Origin of the sequence: Pseudoalteromonas sp. MMG013 (genome assembly GCF_018100885.1) — a bacterium.
In the GTDB taxonomy this organism is placed as follows: Bacteria; Pseudomonadota; Gammaproteobacteria; order Enterobacterales; family Alteromonadaceae; genus Pseudoalteromonas; species Pseudoalteromonas aurantia.
On the sequence record NZ_JAGJEE010000022.1, the window covers coordinates 23,102 to 41,242 of the forward strand.

Here is an 18,141-nt window from a genome sequence, read left to right on the forward strand (position 1 = left end):
AGTCCAGCTTATTTCGACGGAGCAATGCCTCGTCATGTTACATATTTAGTTAGAGTAATACAGTATGATCGATACCGTGAGAACCAAACTTAAACGCTTCTTTTCAGCGGGTGCCAAACCGACCGGGGCGCAATTTGCTGAGCTGATTGATCATTGTATGATTGGAGAAGATGATGGTATTCGAATCGATGAACAGGGCAATGCTGAACTAACCGACAACCTAACAGTGCGAGGAGACTTAAGAGTCGATGGTACGGTTTGGCTTGCCAATAGCGCAAATAATACCGCACAGAGCGCAGCAAGTCACAGCAATAGCAATGCACATAGCCTGCCTGTAGGGGCCATTATATTATGGTTTGGTGAAGGCCTTCCTGATGGGTATGCGCTTTGCGATGGCTTGCAAGGTCGGCCCACAATGTTATACGAAAATTCAGTTATAAATAATGTGCTTATGGATAATATACGTATGAATCGTGTACAGGTGGACAAGCGGAGCAGCGCTATGGAAAAATCAGCCAAAACAACGGCACTCACTGATGTGAAGTATATTATCAAAATTCGTTAAAGCAGTATTTTTCATTACTTACGCTTATTGTGTAAGTGATTTTCTCATTTCTATCAAGGAACCTTTATGTATCAATCACGTAATCATGAACAGCACGAGCAGGACGTATTTCCCATACAGCGCCAAAGCATGAGCCGAGAAGCGCGTTTAAAAGACAACGTAGGTAGCATGATGGGCGTTGATTTAAGTCATGTTGCAGTGCACACCAATTCATCAAAGCCAGCGCAACTTAACGCTCACGCGTATGCACAAGGCAGCGAAGTACACATACATGATCTAGGAATGCAGCAAGCGGGTATGTGATAAGCACACCAAACAACGGGTTTAACGCAAACAGAGAGGAAACACTATGTACGCACCACAGCAAGAAAAGGTTGAAGAGAAAGAAGAGATGGTTCAGATGAAGACTGCATTCAACAATGAGGTTGCCAGCCCAATTCAGCGTCAAGCAATGAACGAAAGCGTCAATGGTATCTCTAATCGTTGGTCTGCCGCTTGTGAGCAAGCCACGGGGTACAACCCCCAAAGCCTTGGTTACAGCATGAATATTACATCCCCGAATGACTCTTACCTCACCAGTATTGGGGCTCGTTCTGCAATTCAAGGCAGCAGCATTACAATTGGTCACACCGCGGATATTCCTCATGAACTGGGGCACATCCCAGACCGAGTAGAGGGCAAAGTCAAAGCCGATACGGTGATCGCAGGGCAAGCGGTGTGCACAGACCAAACATTGGAAGCCCGCGCCGATTCCTACGGAGACGCCATTAAATCCGCCTATGATCGATTAGGGTAATGGATGGTTAGCTAGATGACTGGCGGATATTCAAACGCGTCTCTTCAACCCTTTCGTCACTCGTTCGCAATACCCCCTTGGCTTCTTGGGCATCCCAGTTCGAAAACAATAGAGATAATCATATCTGTGACGACGAAAGGCTTCGGCAATATTCGTTCACCCCTAGATGAGATCGATGATTGGTAAAGGAACATGGGTGGTGGCTCATTAACAGTCAATAGAGCGGTTAATGAGCCGCTCATGATAATGAGATAGTAGGAATAAACACCACTGTTTGGGAAGGCGATTGTTATAGGCAACTGATGAAAGCCTATAACAACCACTAAAACAAATTTAAAAGGTATGAGATATGTATGCACAAAAAGAGAAGCCGAAGGAGAATAAAAGTCGGTCGGTTGCTAATTTTGCTGTTCAGAAGAGAGATTATGGGGATCAAGGAGTTGGGTTTGTTGATAATCGGTCAAAGACTATTGTCCAAAGAGTAAGCGAAAATATCAGAAGCCCAGCAGGATTAATACCGATACAACTGACTCCAAAAGAAGATTTGAAGGGTTATTTACAGTCAAAGGGGGTTGAGGAGACAAAAGCAGATGAATTAACTAATAATTCAGATAGTGTTGATGATCTATTGTGGATAAAAGATTGGGGAAATAATCATGCTGTTGAAAGACATATGTCATCTCTAACAGCTAATGATTTAGACAACCGAAGGGAGGTAGATAAAGGTGGAACTGGAAAAGATGTATCTAATAATGCCGCCCCTTTAAATCACGAAGGAGTCTCATCAAAATTTGTGAGTGATAAATTATTTAGGGAGACTTTGGAGAAATCTATTAGTGATTTGAATACAGCTGCCGCTTCGCAATACGATTTAATTCTGACACAAGTATCTACAGCTAGAGGAGATACAACAAATATAAACATGGCATTACCAGCGGACAGAGATAAAATTGATGCTTCATATAATGCTTTAAAAGACTTGGATCTATTGGGTACCCGTCCAGAAAAAAATAGACTCTGGAAAAAAGGTAATGTGCATAAAGGAAATAAAACTATAGCTATACATCCATATGAGTCTTATAAAATAAATCAAACTTACGCTGATGCTATAGGAAAAGGTCGCAAGACTAATGAGGACCCTATAATTGACGTAGACTTAAAAGGTACTGAATCGTGGATTAATGAATCAGTAGGGTTGCGAAAGATTGTCCTTGACTGGGGAAATGGCAACAATACAGAAAAGTTAAAAGAGAAGGATGTTGGGAAATATACGAAAATGGAAAAGAATAACTTGGTTTTGAAGTCACATTACCCTACGACCACCGAAACAGCCTCAGTTGAACATAAAATGGGATGAAATTGTTTAAGCTGAAAATTATCACTGTTAACGATTACTTCCGTTTTTAGGCTTTCAAAAATTAAACCCATAACAAAACCTAAAAGCCATTAAAACATCTTTTAGCCCAATCATTATAGAGAATGAAGAAACCCTATAACAATTGGCAAAGTCAAAATATAAAGGTTTGAGATATGTATGAACAACTAGATAAGCCAAAAGAAAATAAAAGTAGGGCGGTTGCCAATTCTGTTGCTCAGAAAAAAGTAATGTGAAGCATGGATTTGGTTTTGTAAACAAAATGTGTCCTTCTACATTTTTATGCGAGGCTACGTTTTACGAGAAGAAAGGTAGTAATTGGGAAGTGGCTCCAAAGCAGCATGAGACGATTCCTTTAAACTTAACTACTTAAAGAATAAAAAGCAGACCTGACCCTCAGGTTCTCCAAAATATAGAAGATTTTCTACTATGTATTTACAGCTAGATAAATTAAAAGACAGTGAGCGCATTACCGATGCTTCTTCAACTATAAATGCGCGACGAAAGTTGCTTGGTTCGTCAGGCGCATCGTCCTCAGCTTCTTCGACAGTACAGAGGAAAATATTTATTAGTAACTCAGGTGCCACTGTGCAAAATCTGTTTTCACTGGCACGCTCAAGACCGGATGCAGAAGTAGTTACACAAACGATACAAAGCGCTATGGATGACAGTGAAGAGTTTATTTTTCAATCTGAATTAGATGCGATACATGCAGCAGAAAGATCGCCCAATCATAAAAATTGGAAAAATGGCCCTGCAAAAACTTTGCTCGAAGACGCTAACCCTAATAGAGATAAATTTGAACTTAGGCTTCCAGAAAAGGTCAAGAACCCCAGTGACAGCACAATTAAAATATACCGTGTTCAAGATGAAGATAGCAAAAGAGTGACATACGAACATAATAATATCACGCTAGGTGATGCCCCGCTTAATATTAGCTTTGGAGAACCTGACCATGCTTTAGAGTACGGCAAAATTGATCAATCCGTGATCACGTTTGATGTAAAAGCCGAAGAGTTTTACGCACTACAAGCTCTAATGAAGTCTCAAAATACAAGTGGCGCTAAAATTACATTTAATGATGTATCGAAACCAGGAAGTAAAATGGAAATTAAATCTGCTGAGTACATTGCCCGACTTCAAAATGCAGTTATTCGTGACAGCGCAAGGATATATAGCAAAGCTGTTTTCAGTGATATGGTTAAAGATAAGGTGGTTGACCAGCGGCGGGTCTTAGCGCTTAAGGAGCAATTTATTAGCGCAGCCTATGATAAAAAAATACTCAACCCACAACTGGATAAATTATTAGACAACCTAGAGCAACAAGAGATTACAACGGAGGTTGTAAAGCAAATGTGGGAGTTTAGAAATAAAGACCTAGACAAGAAGTTAAGGGGCGTAGCGATAAAGAAGTAACCAATATGTTCAAAACTATGCGTAGCGTGGTCACTGAAACTAAATTTGTACAACTGCCTATCAACAATTACCCTAAGATTGGGTTAAGGATAGGCAGATGACAAATGAAAAAAAGAGCTTGAAGCTTTCGCAAAAGAAGCAGTCAAAGGAATTAAAACGCCTGAAGATCTAAACGAGTTCAGCCAAATGTTGAAAAAGGTCACCGTTGAAACAGCGCTTAACGCTGAAATGGATGAGCACCTCGGCTACGCCAAACACCACCCATCTAAATCTACGAATAGCCTTAATGGCATGATCTATTCGAGACACCCATTGGTGTTGCGACCTAAAACAAAGGCTGTGTAAATAAACAGTGCCAACTCTGTTTAGGAAAAGGATTTCCAAATGCCACGCCTAAGGAGTCAACAAGTCAGCTTAGCTGACAAACCTTACTACCACTGCTTATTTGAATTAAAGAGTCTAGTTGTGTTCGTCGCGCTTTTTTGTGCGGTGAAGATACTGTTACAGGAAAAAACTTTGAACATCGTCGAGGATGGATTGAAAACCGCCTTTTGTTTCTTGCTCAAGCGTTCGCTCTTGATGTGTGCGCTTATGCTGTGATGAGTAATCACATTCATGTGGTGTTGCATGTTAACGAGCAAGCGGCGAAAAACTGGACTACAAGGGAGGTGATTGAGCGTTGGCATAAGCTTCACAAAGGGACTGTGCTTACCCAGAGGTACATGCGGGGTGAAGACATGCCTAAAACAGTGTTAGATGTCGTTGAATTAATTGCTGAAACGTATCGTCATAGGCTTTCAGATATCAGTTGGTTTATGCGGGAATTGAATGAACCCATAGCCCGACAAGCGAACTTTGAAGATGGCTGTACTGGCAGATTCTGGGAAGGACGTTTCAAATCCCAAGCTCTTCTTGATGAGGCCGCTTTGATCGCTTGTATGGCCTATGTCGATTTAAACCCGTTACGAGCAAAAATTGCAGCAACGCCTGAATCCTCTGAGTTTACCAGCGTTAAAAAGCGCATAGAATCTGCCAAACAATCAGATCAACCAAAAGAACTCATACCATTTATTGGCAATGAACGCGAAAACCAACCGGTCGGTGTTGCGTTTAAGCTTAAAGGCTACTTAGGCCTTGTAGACCTAACAGGTCGGGTAGTCAGGGAAGATAAGAGAGGGTCGATTGATCTTTCGTTGTCACCGATTCTACAACGCGTCGGTATTTCTCATGAAAATTGGATTGCAATCTCAACTCAATTTGAAAAGAACTCTCATGCAGTCGTTGGTGCAGAGCAAAGCTTGAGGGGGTACATGGAGTCGAGCCCTAAAGCCAAGCCAAATAGACGATGTACTAAACTTCTCGCGTAGCTAAACTAGAACATAATAAACATTTACTCGTACGGCGTTTACTCTATGAGTTTTTCTCATGCCTAAAAGCCAAACAACGCCTTTCTATAGCTGTGTAAATACATCAAAACGATTCGTTTTCCAATAATCGCGATTAAACCAACTACTGATCTCAAGACAGCCGCCTATGAACTATAGGTTTAGATTTAATGGATGTCCTGATTCACCATAACAATGAGAAAGTCAGAAAAGAGCAAGATAAAAAATACTTTGAAAACTTCCAATAGGTAATGGGAATCGGGCAAAACGAAGGTGTCGTTTTTAAAACCCTCCCTCGAAAAGGAGCAAAAAAATAGCTTTGAAAAAAGTAAATAAAAAGCAATCCTAAATGATCAACGGATGGAACTGCCGTCCAATAAGCCCATAAGGATTGCTCCTGCATTACCTAATAAGTTACCTCCATGTAGCGATAGGCAATGAAGAAAGCCTACAACATTCACTAATGAAAAATAAAAGGATTGAGATATGTATGCACAAGTAGAGAAAACGCCAGAGAATAAAAGCAGGATTGTTGCTAATTCGGTTATTCAGAAGAGGAGTTATGTGAAGCAAGAATTCGGTTTTGTTGATTATCGACCAAAAACACCTGCTCAAAGAATGATTATAGGAGAAGGGAAGAACTATAATGCTAATACAAGTACTATTCAACGAGTGCATATTGGAAGAGAGCCGACCAACCCCAATGATTACAGAAATGTGACCCGTAGAACCGGTTCAACTACTGCCCATTATGGCGGAGGCCCTTTTAATATTCATGGCGGTGTTTATGCTAGCAACTTGGCCAATAATCCGAATGTAGTACCGACAGCGCTACCTGCCGGAGTTGCCGGTGGAATATCGGACCATTCGAACCAACAATTATTAGACAGGAATAATGCGAGTAATTATGTTCCAGAAATTGACCATATCGTTCCAAGAGCACAGTGGGGTTCGAACTCGTATAGCAATGCACGTGTTATAAGTCAAAGTGAAAATAACAGTCCCGCTGTTGATGGTAACAGGCCAAATGCCAATCAAATTAGCGTTATTGCTCATGAAAGAATCACCATAGAAAATGGAAACCCTATGGAAACCAGAGAAATTGGACAACGTGGTACCCTTGACCAAGTTGACATGGGTATGATTGGTACTTTTGGCGGACTTGGGGCAGCGATTAATGCAAATAGCGGCGCTACACAAAATGGTATAACCATTACCGAAGGATAAATTATTACCTATTCGCAATCTATTCGAGATACCCATTGGTGTTGCGACCTAAAACAAAGGGCTGTATAAGTAAACAGTGTTAACTCTGCTTAGGAAAAGGATTTCCAGATGCCACGCCCAAGGAGTCAACAAGTCAGCTTAGCTGACACACCTTACTATCACTGCATTTCTCGTTGTGTTCGTCGCGCTTTTTTGAACATCTTTGGGGTCAAACATCTTTGGGGTCACATCTTGCTTTTTGCCTTTTTAGTCCTTTCTCATCACATCAACTATACTCAATACTCCAACCATCTATGTTCATGGAAGAACAATGGCAAGACCACTACGATTGGAGTTTGCAGGGGCGTTATATCACGTAACGTCGCGCGGTAATGAGAGAAAGCCGATTTATCTTGAACCGGCGGATTTTGACTTATTTCTAGCGCAGCTAGAGCGAGTATGTGAACGGTTTAATTGGTACATTCACGCTTATTGTTTAATGACCAACCACTATCATTTACTTGTTGAAACACTGGAAGCCAACATAAGTGCAGGTATGCGGCAGCTCAATGGAGTTTATACCCAGTCTTTTAATCGCGCTCATTGCCGAGTAGGGCATTTATTCCAAGGTAGATTTAAGTCTATATTGGTGGATAAAGATGAATACCTACTCGAATTAAATCGTTACATTGTACTTAATCCTATCAGAGCGAATATGGTTGAAACACTGGAGCAATGGCCTTGGAGTAGCTGGCATTGCGTGATGGGTTTAAGTGATGCGCCCAACTGGCTCGATGTTGATAGCCTTTTAAGACATTTTTCGACCAACCGCCAGTTGGCTCGTTCACGCTTTGCTGAGTTTGTTGTAAATGGAACAGGGATAAATCTGTGGCAAAACATTACTAACCAAGTGTTTTTAGGTAGTGATGCTTTTGTTCAGCGTTTTTTATCAAACGAAGAGATGCTGAAGGCTGATTTATCAGAAGTTCCTAAAAAGCAAGTTCGGGCGAAAGCATTAACCTTACGACAATATGAGCAAACCAGCCGAAATCGCAATGAAGCAATACAACAAGCCTACTCATCAGGGCACTATAGCCAAAAAGAGTTAGGAGAGTTCTTTAACCTTCATTATTCTCGGATCAGTCGAATAATAGCAAAAGGCAAGACCTGACCCCAAAGTTTCTGACCCCAAAGTTTCCACGATGTAGGTTAGCAATGGCTAATTTACACCTTCCCTTGTTTATTACCTGCTATTTGTGAATTACGCGTAAATCTATCCAAAACTTTTTGAAGTAAACCTACACCCCCGACCTTTCAAATCCTTAAAAATGAGGTGACTTATGTATAAGCACAAACCAATATTGAAACCAGAGCCAATGGCTGAAATACCGACAAAGCGAGAGTCATATATAAACACAGCGCCAGTACAGCGAGCTCTTATGAAAGGCAAAGAGTCGGTAAGTTATGGTGAATTTATCGCAAATTTAAATATAGTGCGCAGAGCTGGTGGTATTAACCCGCACAACTTAGCGATTGATAATATGTTTGCTCAATATGTATATCAATTTTTTAATGTTATAAAAGGGCGAGAAAACATCGCTATAGGCACTGCGTTGCGAGGGTACTGGCGGGCAATGACAGAGGGGCATGACTATCTGCAAAGTAGTGCCGTGTCACAAGCCGCACTTGAGTTGGCTTACACTGGCAGTGAAAACCAACAGCGTTTGAGTGAAATATTGTCGGGGTCAAGTGGCGCCCTCACACTCATTTTTCGTGGGACTAACTCGAATCAAGCGAAGAAAATACTCGCTAATCAAACATTAGGGGGGGAGGTCAGTGCTGGCCAAGATTTGCCAAGTCCGGGTGAAGCCGCCGCAAAAGCACAAACCGGACTTAATATAAAAGAAACGGAGGAAGGCCGTATTGAGGAGTGGTCCACTAAGTTTGGTGGTTTAACTGGGTTTGCGACAGATGGTGTCATGCTTGTAGCCCTAGTAAATCGTGACTCAATTGCGACAAGTGAGTTATCAATAGGTGAGCAAGGCGCAACTGGTTACGCCAAGCAACCATTAGTCAGTGTTGCGATATATGAGATTGGGCGAAAATCAAAAACACCCGATAATGTGAAGTTTTTTGATACAGTGAAAAAATCTTTCAATTTAGCGCATGGTGGACAAGATAAGACTCAAGCTAAACCTAAACCACATGTAGCTAAACCAGTAGCTAATTTTGATCCGTCGGATAAATTTTTTGATTAATGCGAGTAACGCTATCAGTAAGAGGGCGTACAGCGGCAATGTATTTTGTTTCGGAGAAAGACACACTGTATTTTAGAGCTCTTTTGCTTTGGGTTCAGTGAGTTGCATTACTTTGTAAGTTGGGCAAAAACACAGAAAGAACACGTGATTTCCAAACAAATTACATGCTGTTTTTTAGGGGGCGGCGAAACAAGCGGTTTGTTCCTACTGACCTTTGGGCGAATAGGATAAATCCAAAGTAAGAAAAGGGTTGAGATATGCATATGCAAAGAGAAAAGCCACAAGAGAATCAATGTAGTGAGGCTACGGATTCTATTGTGCAGAAAAAGTGTCATGTGAAGCAAGCACGTAGATTTGTTAATCGTTGGTCTAACTCAATTACACAAAGGAGGCTGCACGAAGCAAAGGAAAATAACCGCCCGATGCAGATGATGGGTAATAATGATTCCAACACGATTGTACAGAGAATGGGGTACGAGCAAAAAGACGGATCAACGATATACTCAGAATTAAAAGAGGACGATAGCGTGATTAGTTTTGAAGGGGCAATTCGCGATAGTGAACAACAAGAAACAGCGATTAGTGCCCGTTTGGCTTTTAATGAAATGACAATACCCTTGGCGAATGTTCAAGCGGGACTGGGGTTTTTGGATAGAAAATTCAAAAGTACAACCGCATTGAATATACAAACATTGGATGCAACGCCAAGAGGCAGAAAAATTGGTCAGATATTAACATTTCACTTGGCTGAGCGAGCAAAAAATAAGGGTGTTCCGTATGTAATTGCAGGTGGCGTTAGTGACGCAAGAACACCTTTTTATACCCCGCTTGGATTTAAAGATATGCTTAACGCACCGCCATGGGTCGATTTGGTACAGGAAAAGGCTGAATTGGAAAATGAATTACGAAAGGAATTGTCAAAAAAGCAAAGTGAACCCCTATTAAAGCGGCATCAAGAAATATCTAAATTGATGGAGTCTAATAGAATCTACATCGCTGCAAATGATTTATCATCGAACTCAAAATCAAAAATGGATGTTGTTTGGAATACATCATTGTTTTGATTAGTAATATGGCTAAACTTTAAAGAAAGGGATTCAAGATATACGTCAATAAGCGTTAAACGAGTCTGTATATTCGATAATTCACAGTTAGGTGAGATCTTAACGGATTGAGTACGAGTACACTTTTTATCATATGATGAGTTGTAGACGTAGGCGGAAAAGGTCCGTTCATAAGCTGTCGGCTAGCCAGCTTTTTTAATCACGCTGCGTGAAACACACTCTCGGTTTGATTACGTTGTTCCAGCCTATAGTGTGATGTCTTGTTACCATTTTTTGTTGATTGAAGCGCCGAAGGCGAGTTTAGGTATGGTTTATACAGCCGCACATATCCTTGTGTGCCAATAAGTGGGTTGAAGTATGCAATTTGGCGCAGCGCATAAACGTCAAAGCATTTCGTTATTTAAGGAAAAATCAAGGGGCTAAAAGTAGCCCCTTCAGTTTGAATTAAAGTGAATAAATGTGTATTTCTCGGTTTTGTTGCTGCTCGGTAATTTCCCACACCTCGACTGCGCGAGTGGTACCGCCAGTGCTTTTACAAGTAAGTTCATTTACGAGCACGTTGACAACGGCGTCGTACTTGGCCTCACCGTTGACTGTGATCACATCACTGTAAAAACCGGTGTTATGGCGCTCTGTAAGCAATGTTGGGATTATACCTCTAAAAGATTTGGTGTGGCAGAAGCCATCGGGTTCGCCATTATCAATATTAAGCTGGGCTTGATAGACAACGCTGTCATAATAACCAGGACGAAAGCCATCTGAATCAATCCAGTCTGCAACCGTCAGTTGGCTTGTGAAGCTAATTTTTGGTGCCGGTGCTAATTTGTGTCTGAGCGTTTGGCTATTACCTTGTTCGTCCGTGCAATTGGCTTGTACATATTTTACTTGGTCTTCATGTCCTCGAGGGATTTTTCCCGATAGGGTTTTGTTGGTTACTGACAACGTTACGATCAATGTGTCGGTATTTTGGTCATACACGGCTGCGCTTTGACAAGGCGTGGGGTTGGTATAATGTGGCGTGTATACACTTAAATCATACGTAGAGCTTGATTGCGTTACCATTGCCGAAATGGGGGCGTTGTTATAATAAGTGACGCGGCCCGCGCTACCGTCAGTATCATAAATGAGTTGCGATGCAGCAGCATGATCGTTTGTAATTGTCAGTGCAACGCCTGTTGCAATGATGAGCATTAATTTTTTCATAAGTATTCCTTTTTATAAATGAAGCGTGAATTAAATGTAAGTTAAGTGTTCACTTATACAATACGGGGTAATTTAATTTATGAATAATGAATTTTTTGCGAATTGTCTTTTTATAACATAATGATTTTATCTATATTATGATGTTTATCACAGCGCTGTTTTTGTAAAAATAAACTGTGATGGTGTTAAAGAATATTTATCTAATTAATATTTAAATTTCACAACGCAGTATAGTTCACGTCCTTGTTATTGAGTCAATAATGACTTTTAAATAATAATTAAGGAATTAACTATGTCAGATAATAATTGTGGTTGTGCACCAACAGAATCATCAACTATTTTTAACCCTGAATTTTCAAATCTTAAAATGAAAGTTGTTGAATATACTGCTGCAGCGGGTGATACCTGCTTCGATAGTTCATCGGTAGTTACGTTAGCGGCCGGTACCTGTATTAATGCAGATGATGTGCAACTGACAAAAGCGAAGTTAAGTGAGGTGGTTGCACCTGAGTATTTAGATGTGGTTAATGCACTATTAGCTGGCGTTGATTTTGCGGCGACGCCAAATACCTATACCGTTGACATTGCAGGGTCGATGAGCCAAGTCGACCTTAAGCTTTTGATTAAGGTTAACGCTTTGACTAACCTACAAGTTGTGACACCATAACCTATAAATATGTTTGGTAAATTGACGCGGTTAGAGGTTACCTAACCGCTTTTTATATTGCTCTAAACAGCTGCGGATCACCTTAAACAATCGATTAAATTTATCGGGAAGATGGATTTATGGTTCGGTACTTTGAATTTTCTCAATACGTTCATCAAAACTAGGATGTGTGCTTAACCAACTAGACTCATCTTGGTTTTCTGTTGCGAGTTTTTGAAACACGGCGCTCATAGCATGATGATCACCATATTGGGCTATTAAATGCTCAGATGCATATTTATCTGCTTCCAATTCAGCCTGTTTGGAGTAACTTTGCGTTATACCAATAATGGTACCTTGCAGTAACAAATCTGAAAGTGCGGTAACATCTCCCAATATGACACCTAAGGCAACAAATACGAGGGAAGAACTGACAATAGATTCCATCACATGATTGTGTTCAATATGACCAATTTCGTGTAATAAAATCGCACTTAACTCTTGTTGATCAGCTGCCAACGTGACCATTGCATCGGTAATAATAATGGTGCCGTTTGCCAGCGCCATTGCATTGGCTTGATCTTCCCAATTGCGAAACTCAAGTGTATACACATGTTGGGCCTCGCGTTTATTGTCGATTAATTGTGAAAAGAGTGTGCTGATCTCTTGCTGTTTAAGCTCACTCAATTGGGTTTTTGAAAGTTCAGTATCATCGAGGGTAGTCAGGGTATGCTTATCGACGGCTTGATAAACGGGCTGAGGAATGGCGACCGCAATCTTTTGGGCCAAATAGGGAATCGCTTGGGTATAAAGCTGATAACTTGCAAACAAAACAACAAGCAGGGCGCTCATTGCGATCCATAGCCACTGCTTTTGTTTTTCTTTTCGTATCCTATGTTCTAGGTTGGAGTTCATTGATAACGTTTTCCATCACTTTAATATTGTGCTTTCTGATAATTGTTTGGCTACGAAAAAGCTGAGGTAATTCGATGATGATGACAAATAAAATAATAAAAAAGCCAATGCTCGATAGGGTCGCCAAGCCGATGAGCATAAGGGCCAAATTCATTATCCCTTTTAATGTTTTACCTAGATAGAAATGATGTAGCCCAGCCGCGAAAAAATAATTTAAGACGGCATAAGTATCGGGGTCTTTGACGAGCGTTTGTTCTAATTGATAGTAGCGTTTTCGGGCCTCTTGCGGTAACAATGAAACGGCTTGACGCAATGCTTCCTCTTGGTCTCTTAAACTCGAATCATCCATTTTACTCTCCTAAGGTAGAGGGTCAGATTTAACATCAACACAGTCTGGATCGTTACAACGTCGAACGCGATTTATTCCAAGCCGGAGGCCTTTTCGTAAGCCATATTTCTCAATTGCTTGATAAGTATAGGCAGAACATGACGGTGTGAAGTTACAAGATAAATTAAAGTGTGCTTTGGCGCCGCCATTGGCCTGATAAGCGGCAATGGCACGCAGCACAAAGCGTTTAAGCACGTTTTCGGCCCAGCGTCAGAATAACAGCTTCACGGCTCCAAAATAGCAAAAAGCGTTTATTTTCTATGACTTGAAATACAAGCTGCCAGCCGTCTTGTGCTTCGCGATTAAGCGTGGCTTCTAGCTTCTTTAATGGTAAACCACTTGAGCCTAATAATAACGTACCACAGCCACCTTCAACGACATGGATCACTTTATATTCATCATATTGAGTCATAATACTTCCTTGATTTTATTAATTATACAGACGTATTTTATCGTTACAGAAATAAGGAAACAACCATTTTGTTTTTTCGCGATGGGAACTATTACCTCGTCGCTCTGAACGTGCTTTAGGGTCTATGCTGAGCGTGGTGTTCGAAAGCGAACTTTGGGGTAAAGTCTACATGGATCCTGACCTGCGTCAGGAAGACTGGGTAGTCGCTAATACCATATCTGCGTCATTAATATCTGATCGGCATGATTAATATCTCGTCGCCCAGAACGTGTTTCAGGGTCCATGCTTGGTTAATGTGCACGGTTAAGCGCTTTGGAAATAAAGCAGATGTGGATCCTGACCTGCGTCAGGAAGACTGGGGAGTTGCAAGTATCTTATCAGTGTCATCAAAATGTTGTGTCATTACTTCCTTGTCACCATGAGCGTGTTTCAGGGTCCATGTTTGGCCAACGTAGAGGTAGAGACAAAGCCCTTATGTATCCAAAGCTGCGTTAGGAAGACAGGGAGTCGTTAATACCTCATGCCCGTAATCAATATCTTGTGAGAGTCACTAATATCTGACCGGCATGATTAACACCTCGTTGCCCTGAACGTGTTTCAGGGTCCATGCCTATTCAGCGTGCATGGTTAAGCGCTTTAAGAGCGAAAAAGTAATCACATGTGAACGTTGATTTATCACAATGCGTAAATAGGCGCGTCTTAGTCATATTGAGTAATTCAGTGTGAGTAAATATCTATGCCTCTTGTATGTGTTGATGGAGCGGCTATAAAAATCACGGTTAATGGTGCACAACAATTAGTGAAAACCACGGATAACATCCCATCGGCGACAAAAAATAAACTATCGCAAGGAAAAAAGCCGGTATTAACAGAAGACGACGTCAAGCAGTGGCTGCAAAAGTTTCAATCAAATTATGATAATGCGGCATTTAAAGGCGGTATTGCGATGGGAAAAGTGATCTCAGGAAAACCAAATTTAACCGTTAAGGGAAAGTCAAAAACTGCATTGGTGACTAAAGATACCAAAATAATGGCGATGTTACAGGTATCTAAGCCTGCACAAGACCCACAGGGTGTGCCAGATCCGGTACCCGTGATCAATATCTCTATTGAGTTTACTGATGCCGCACAAACCAAGCTGACAATTGCATAGTCAAGTTTTCGCTAACGTATTTGTTACTTGACTTAAGCAGAGTCGCCTTGAGCATGCTTCAGAGTCTATGCTTAGCGTGGTATTCGAAAACAAACTTAGGGGCAAAGTCTACATGGATCCTGACCTGCGTCAGGAAGACAAGGGAGTCGTTAATGTTTTGTGGGAGTCGCTAATACCATATCGGCGTCATCAATACCTTGTCTGTGTAATGAATATTTGATCGGCATGATTAATACCTCGTCGCCCTGAACGTGTTTCAGGGTCCATGCTTGGTTAATGTGCACGGTTAAGCGCTTTGGAGATAAAGCAGGTGTGGATCCTGACCTGCGTCAGGAAGACAGGAGAGTCGCTAATGTTTTGTGGGAGTCGCTAATGTTTTGTGGGAGTCGCTAATACCATATCTGCGTCATTAATATCCTGTGAGTGTCATCAATATCTTATCGGCGTCATCAATATCTTGTCTGTGCAATGAATGTTTGATCGGCATGATTAATACCTCGTCGCCTTGAACGTGTTTCAGGGTCGATGCTTGGTCAATGTGCATGGTTAAGCGCTTTCGAGGTAAAGCAGATGTGGAACCTGACCTGCGTCAGGAAGACAGGGGAGTCGCTAATGTTTTGTGGGAGTCGCTAATACCATATCTGCGTCATTAATATCTTGTCTGTGTCATGAATAGTTGATCGGCATGATTAATACCTCGTCGCCCTGAACGTGTTTCAGGGTCCATGCTTGGTTAATGTGAACGGTTAAGCGCTTTCGAGGTACAGCTGATGTGGATCCTGACCTGCGTCAGGACGACAGGAGAGTCGCTAATATCTTATCGGCATCATCAATATCTTATTGGCGTCATCAATATCTTGTCTGTGCAATGAATATTTGATCGGCATGATTAATACCTCGTCGCCCTGAACGTGTTTCAGGGTCCATGCTTGGTCAATGTGCACGGTTAAGCGCTTTCGAGGTAAAGCAGATGTGGATCCTGACCTGCGTCAGGAAGACAGGGGAGTCGTTAATGTTTTGTGGGAGTCGCTAATATCATATCTGCGTCATCAATATCCTGTGAGTGTCATTAATATCTTCTCGGCGTCATCAATACTTTTTCTATGTAAGGCGCTCCTTGTGAGCGACCTAACAGACTTCAACAATTTTAACAGCTGATTTTATCGTAAAGAGGAAGCAATATGGGATTTTTATCAACTCTATTCTCTACCAATACACAAGCCCCCATGGTTGCTATTGGCACATTATTAGATGAGCTTTTTACCAGTGATGAGGAAGCACTTAATTTGGCAATACTAAAGCAACGGGTCGCTCAGCAGCCTAATTTAGTACAAAGCACTGTTAATCAGGTGCAAGCCTCTCACCGCAGTTTGTTTGTTGCAGGGGCGCGGCCATTTTTAATGTGGGTGTGTGGCCTCGGGTTTTTATTTGCATTTGTGATAAACCCCATTTTGCAATGGATTTGGCCCGGTATAGGCACTCCGAATTTGCCTCTAGATGCCATGCTAGAGCTCACGCTCGCCATGCTAGGTTTAGCGGGGCTGCGTACTGTAGAGAAGTTAAAAGGCGTGGCGAAATAAGTGTGAAATGTTGCCAATTGCCGTGTCACGTTTGTAGTCGCAATTAATTTAAAATTTAAATTCACAGCCATCGGTTGATGGCGTCTTCATTGTACAAAAAGATAAATACGTACACATCAGTTGGGACTGATGTGGCGGAGCCGTGGCAAAGGCTCACTGTCTTTTGGGGAACAAGTTTGGCCCACAGGTTAAGTTCCCAACCACGGCGCTTGTGGGTATGCCTTTAAAATAATCGAACTTGTTCCCCATCCCTTAAATTCTTGCCGACTCGGCGCTTAAGAATATGTTTATTCAACGAAAGGAAACATTATGTCTCAATACAAAACCCCTGACGTCTACGTTAGAGAAAAGTCGATTTTGCCTCCTTCAGTGGCGGAAGTCGCTACGGCAATCCCCGCGTTTATTGGCTATTCAACAAAGATAGAAGATATCAATGGTGAATCAATTGTACAAAAGCCAATTCGCATTAAAAGTATGATTGAATTTGAAGCTAATTTTGGGGGTGCATACCAAGAAAGCTTCATGTTGAAATCAAAAAATGACACAAATACGGCATTTAAGGTGATTTCATTGGATGCGGGTGGCGCTGAAGTCAATGGTGCCCCAGCGGCTCAGTATTTCTTGTATCAAGCTGTTAGCCACTTCTTTGCTAATGGTGGCGGTGCATGTTATGTCGTTGCAGTTGGTGAAGCAGGTAACGGGCTAAGTAAAGCAGACTTTGAAACTGCGGTCGCTGGTTTAAACAAAGTGGATGAGGTCACGCTAATTTCGACACCTGAATCAATTGGTTTGGGCGCTGTTGACCACTATTCTGTACAGAATAAGTCACTTGCTCATGCAGAATCGCGTATGGATCGATTTGCCCTCGTTGATGTGCAAATGCAGATGGTAAAAACAGCCACGGGTGATTTCGATATTGCCACAGATTCAACAATGCTTCGTTCATCAATAACAGCTGGTTTACAATATGGGGCATCGTATTACCCATATCTGCAAACAACGGTTGCTCGCAGTTATAACGAGTCAAACGTAAATGTTTATATTGATGACGGTACCGGTACCGACACGTTTAATATAGTGAGCATGGCAGATTTAGGCGATGATGCAGCCGTTGACTATAATGCACAAACGTATAATTTAGTAAAAGCTGAATTAGGTAAAAATTACCTTGTATTACCCCCATCTCCAGCGGTTGCAGGGGCTATTGCGAAGACCGATAAAGACCGTGGTGTCTGGAAAGCACCGGCAAACGTTGCGCTTTCGCAAGTGCTTGCACCTAAAGTCGCCATTGACAACGACGACCAAAAAAATCTGAACGTTGATGCTACTTCCGGCAAATCAATTAACGCTATTCGCAGCTTTGTGGGTAAAGGCACTTTGGTTTGGGGCGCTCGTACGCTTGCAGGTAATGACAATGAATGGCGTTATGTATCTGTCCGTCGTTTGTTTAATACTGTCGAAGAGTCGATTCAAAAAGCCACGCACTTTGCGGTATTTGAGCCAAATACACCGTTTACCTGGCTAAAGCTTAAAACCATGATTGAAAGCTACCTCGAAAATCTGTGGCGAGCAGGCGCATTTTTTGGTGAAACTCCAGAGCAAGCATTCTTTGTCAATGTGGGTCTGGGCCAAACGATGACTGAAGATGATATTAACAATGGCATTATGAATATTGAAATCGGTCTAGCTGCGGTGCGACCAGCAGAGTTTATCGTCTTGACTTTCTCACATAAAAGCATAGAAGGCTAAGCCCTCTAACTCAATGATTGGGTGAGGTTA

The 18,141-nt window shown here is 41.7% G+C and carries 20 protein-coding genes and 2 pseudogenes; 16 read left to right on the plus strand and 6 right to left on the minus strand.

Features of this window, described 5'->3' with window-relative positions; all coding sequences use genetic code 11:
• The first annotated feature begins 64 nt into the window (after positions 1-64).
• From J8L98_RS17425 to J8L98_RS17480, 12 genes and pseudogenes are all read left to right on the plus strand, one after another.
• Positions 65-565: a hypothetical protein gene (locus tag J8L98_RS17425; RefSeq protein ID WP_210997474.1), complete on the plus strand. Its 501-nt coding sequence runs from the start codon at positions 65-67 to the stop codon at positions 563-565.
• Positions 566-631: 66 nt separating this feature from the next.
• Positions 632-868 carry a DUF4157 domain-containing protein gene (locus J8L98_RS17430; RefSeq protein WP_210997475.1) on the plus strand — a complete coding sequence of 79 codons (237 nt, stop codon included), beginning with the start codon at positions 632-634 and terminating at the stop codon, positions 866-868.
• 97 nt (positions 869-965) lie between these two features.
• Positions 966-1,361: a hypothetical protein gene (locus tag J8L98_RS17435; protein WP_210997476.1), complete on the plus strand. Its 396-nt coding sequence runs from the start codon at positions 966-968 to the stop codon at positions 1,359-1,361.
• A 349-nt stretch (positions 1,362-1,710) separates the two neighbouring features.
• On the plus strand, positions 1,711-2,718 hold the full coding sequence (locus J8L98_RS17440) for a hypothetical protein (RefSeq protein WP_210997477.1): 1,008 nt from the start codon (positions 1,711-1,713) through the stop codon (positions 2,716-2,718).
• A 447-nt stretch (positions 2,719-3,165) separates the two neighbouring features.
• Positions 3,166-4,152 carry a hypothetical protein gene (locus J8L98_RS17445; protein WP_210997478.1) on the plus strand — a complete coding sequence of 329 codons (987 nt, stop codon included), beginning with the start codon at positions 3,166-3,168 and terminating at the stop codon, positions 4,150-4,152.
• A gap of 186 nt (positions 4,153-4,338) precedes the next feature.
• Positions 4,339-4,497, plus strand: a complete 159-nt coding sequence (locus tag J8L98_RS17450) for a hypothetical protein (protein WP_247682599.1) — start codon at positions 4,339-4,341, stop codon at positions 4,495-4,497.
• A 39-nt stretch (positions 4,498-4,536) separates the two neighbouring features.
• A pseudogene (locus J8L98_RS17455) lies at positions 4,537-5,420 on the plus strand (transposase); the annotation flags it as partial.
• Positions 5,421-6,101: 681 nt separating this feature from the next.
• Complete coding sequence (locus J8L98_RS17460) at positions 6,102-6,764, plus strand: HNH endonuclease (RefSeq protein ID WP_210997480.1); 663 nt, start codon at positions 6,102-6,104, stop codon at positions 6,762-6,764.
• 108 nt (positions 6,765-6,872) lie between these two features.
• Positions 6,873-6,959: pseudogene (locus J8L98_RS17465) on the plus strand (Type I secretion system protein TolC); the annotation flags it as partial.
• Positions 6,960-7,074: 115 nt separating this feature from the next.
• Positions 7,075-7,914 (plus strand): transposase, encoded by an 840-nt coding sequence (locus J8L98_RS17470; RefSeq protein WP_247682600.1) that lies wholly within the window; start codon positions 7,075-7,077, stop codon positions 7,912-7,914.
• A 169-nt stretch (positions 7,915-8,083) separates the two neighbouring features.
• The gene (locus tag J8L98_RS17475; protein ID WP_210997481.1) at positions 8,084-9,001 is read left to right on the plus strand and encodes a hypothetical protein; all 918 of its coding nucleotides are present in this window, start codon (positions 8,084-8,086) and stop codon (positions 8,999-9,001) included.
• A gap of 257 nt (positions 9,002-9,258) precedes the next feature.
• Positions 9,259-10,065: a hypothetical protein gene (locus tag J8L98_RS17480; RefSeq protein ID WP_210997482.1), complete on the plus strand. Its 807-nt coding sequence runs from the start codon at positions 9,259-9,261 to the stop codon at positions 10,063-10,065.
• A 444-nt stretch (positions 10,066-10,509) separates the two neighbouring features.
• Here J8L98_RS17480 and J8L98_RS17485 read toward each other — a convergent pair whose 3' ends face one another.
• Positions 10,510-11,268, minus strand: coding sequence for a hypothetical protein (locus J8L98_RS17485; protein WP_210997483.1), 759 nt, complete (start codon positions 11,266-11,268; stop codon positions 10,510-10,512).
• A 292-nt stretch (positions 11,269-11,560) separates the two neighbouring features.
• On the opposite strand from J8L98_RS17485, the gene J8L98_RS17490 reads away from it, so the two are divergent.
• Positions 11,561-11,935 carry a hypothetical protein gene (locus J8L98_RS17490; RefSeq protein ID WP_210997484.1) on the plus strand — a complete coding sequence of 125 codons (375 nt, stop codon included), beginning with the start codon at positions 11,561-11,563 and terminating at the stop codon, positions 11,933-11,935.
• 117 nt (positions 11,936-12,052) lie between these two features.
• Here the strand turns inward: J8L98_RS17490 and J8L98_RS17495 are convergent, their stop codons facing one another.
• The 4 genes from J8L98_RS17495 to J8L98_RS17510 are packed head-to-tail and all read right to left on the minus strand — an operon-like array spanning position 12,053 to position 13,629.
• Positions 12,053-12,829: a M48 family metallopeptidase gene (locus J8L98_RS17495; RefSeq protein ID WP_210997485.1), complete on the minus strand. Its 777-nt coding sequence runs from the start codon at positions 12,827-12,829 to the stop codon at positions 12,053-12,055.
• On the minus strand, positions 12,807-13,178 hold the full coding sequence (locus tag J8L98_RS17500) for a TM2 domain-containing protein (RefSeq protein WP_210997486.1): 372 nt from the start codon (positions 13,176-13,178) through the stop codon (positions 12,807-12,809). The genes J8L98_RS17495 and J8L98_RS17500 overlap by 23 nt, the downstream gene beginning before the upstream one ends.
• A 9-nt stretch (positions 13,179-13,187) precedes the next feature.
• Entirely contained in the window at positions 13,188-13,412 is a 225-nt protein-coding gene (gene yidD / locus J8L98_RS17505; protein WP_210997487.1) for a membrane protein insertion efficiency factor YidD, read from the minus strand.
• The gene (locus J8L98_RS17510) at positions 13,405-13,629 is read right to left on the minus strand and encodes a DUF4177 domain-containing protein (RefSeq protein ID WP_119860791.1); all 225 of its coding nucleotides are present in this window, start codon (positions 13,627-13,629) and stop codon (positions 13,405-13,407) included. Before J8L98_RS17510 ends, yidD begins: the two co-directional genes overlap by 8 nt.
• 736 nt (positions 13,630-14,365) lie before the next feature.
• On the opposite strand from J8L98_RS17510, the gene J8L98_RS17515 reads away from it, so the two are divergent.
• Positions 14,366-14,782 carry a hypothetical protein gene (locus J8L98_RS17515; protein WP_210997488.1) on the plus strand — a complete coding sequence of 139 codons (417 nt, stop codon included), beginning with the start codon at positions 14,366-14,368 and terminating at the stop codon, positions 14,780-14,782.
• A gap of 409 nt (positions 14,783-15,191) precedes the next feature.
• On the opposite strand, the gene J8L98_RS25095 is transcribed toward J8L98_RS17515, so the two are convergent.
• Entirely contained in the window at positions 15,192-15,326 is a 135-nt protein-coding gene (locus J8L98_RS25095) for a hypothetical protein (protein ID WP_282098779.1), read from the minus strand.
• A gap of 637 nt (positions 15,327-15,963) precedes the next feature.
• Here J8L98_RS25095 and J8L98_RS17520 point away from each other — a divergent pair.
• Both J8L98_RS17520 and J8L98_RS17525 read left to right on the plus strand, forming a co-directional pair.
• The gene (locus J8L98_RS17520; protein WP_210997489.1) at positions 15,964-16,362 is read left to right on the plus strand and encodes a 3TM-type holin; all 399 of its coding nucleotides are present in this window, start codon (positions 15,964-15,966) and stop codon (positions 16,360-16,362) included.
• A 309-nt stretch (positions 16,363-16,671) separates the two neighbouring features.
• Positions 16,672-18,111: a phage tail sheath C-terminal domain-containing protein gene (locus J8L98_RS17525; RefSeq protein WP_210997490.1), complete on the plus strand. Its 1,440-nt coding sequence runs from the start codon at positions 16,672-16,674 to the stop codon at positions 18,109-18,111.
• The last annotated feature ends 30 nt before the right edge of the window (positions 18,112-18,141 follow it).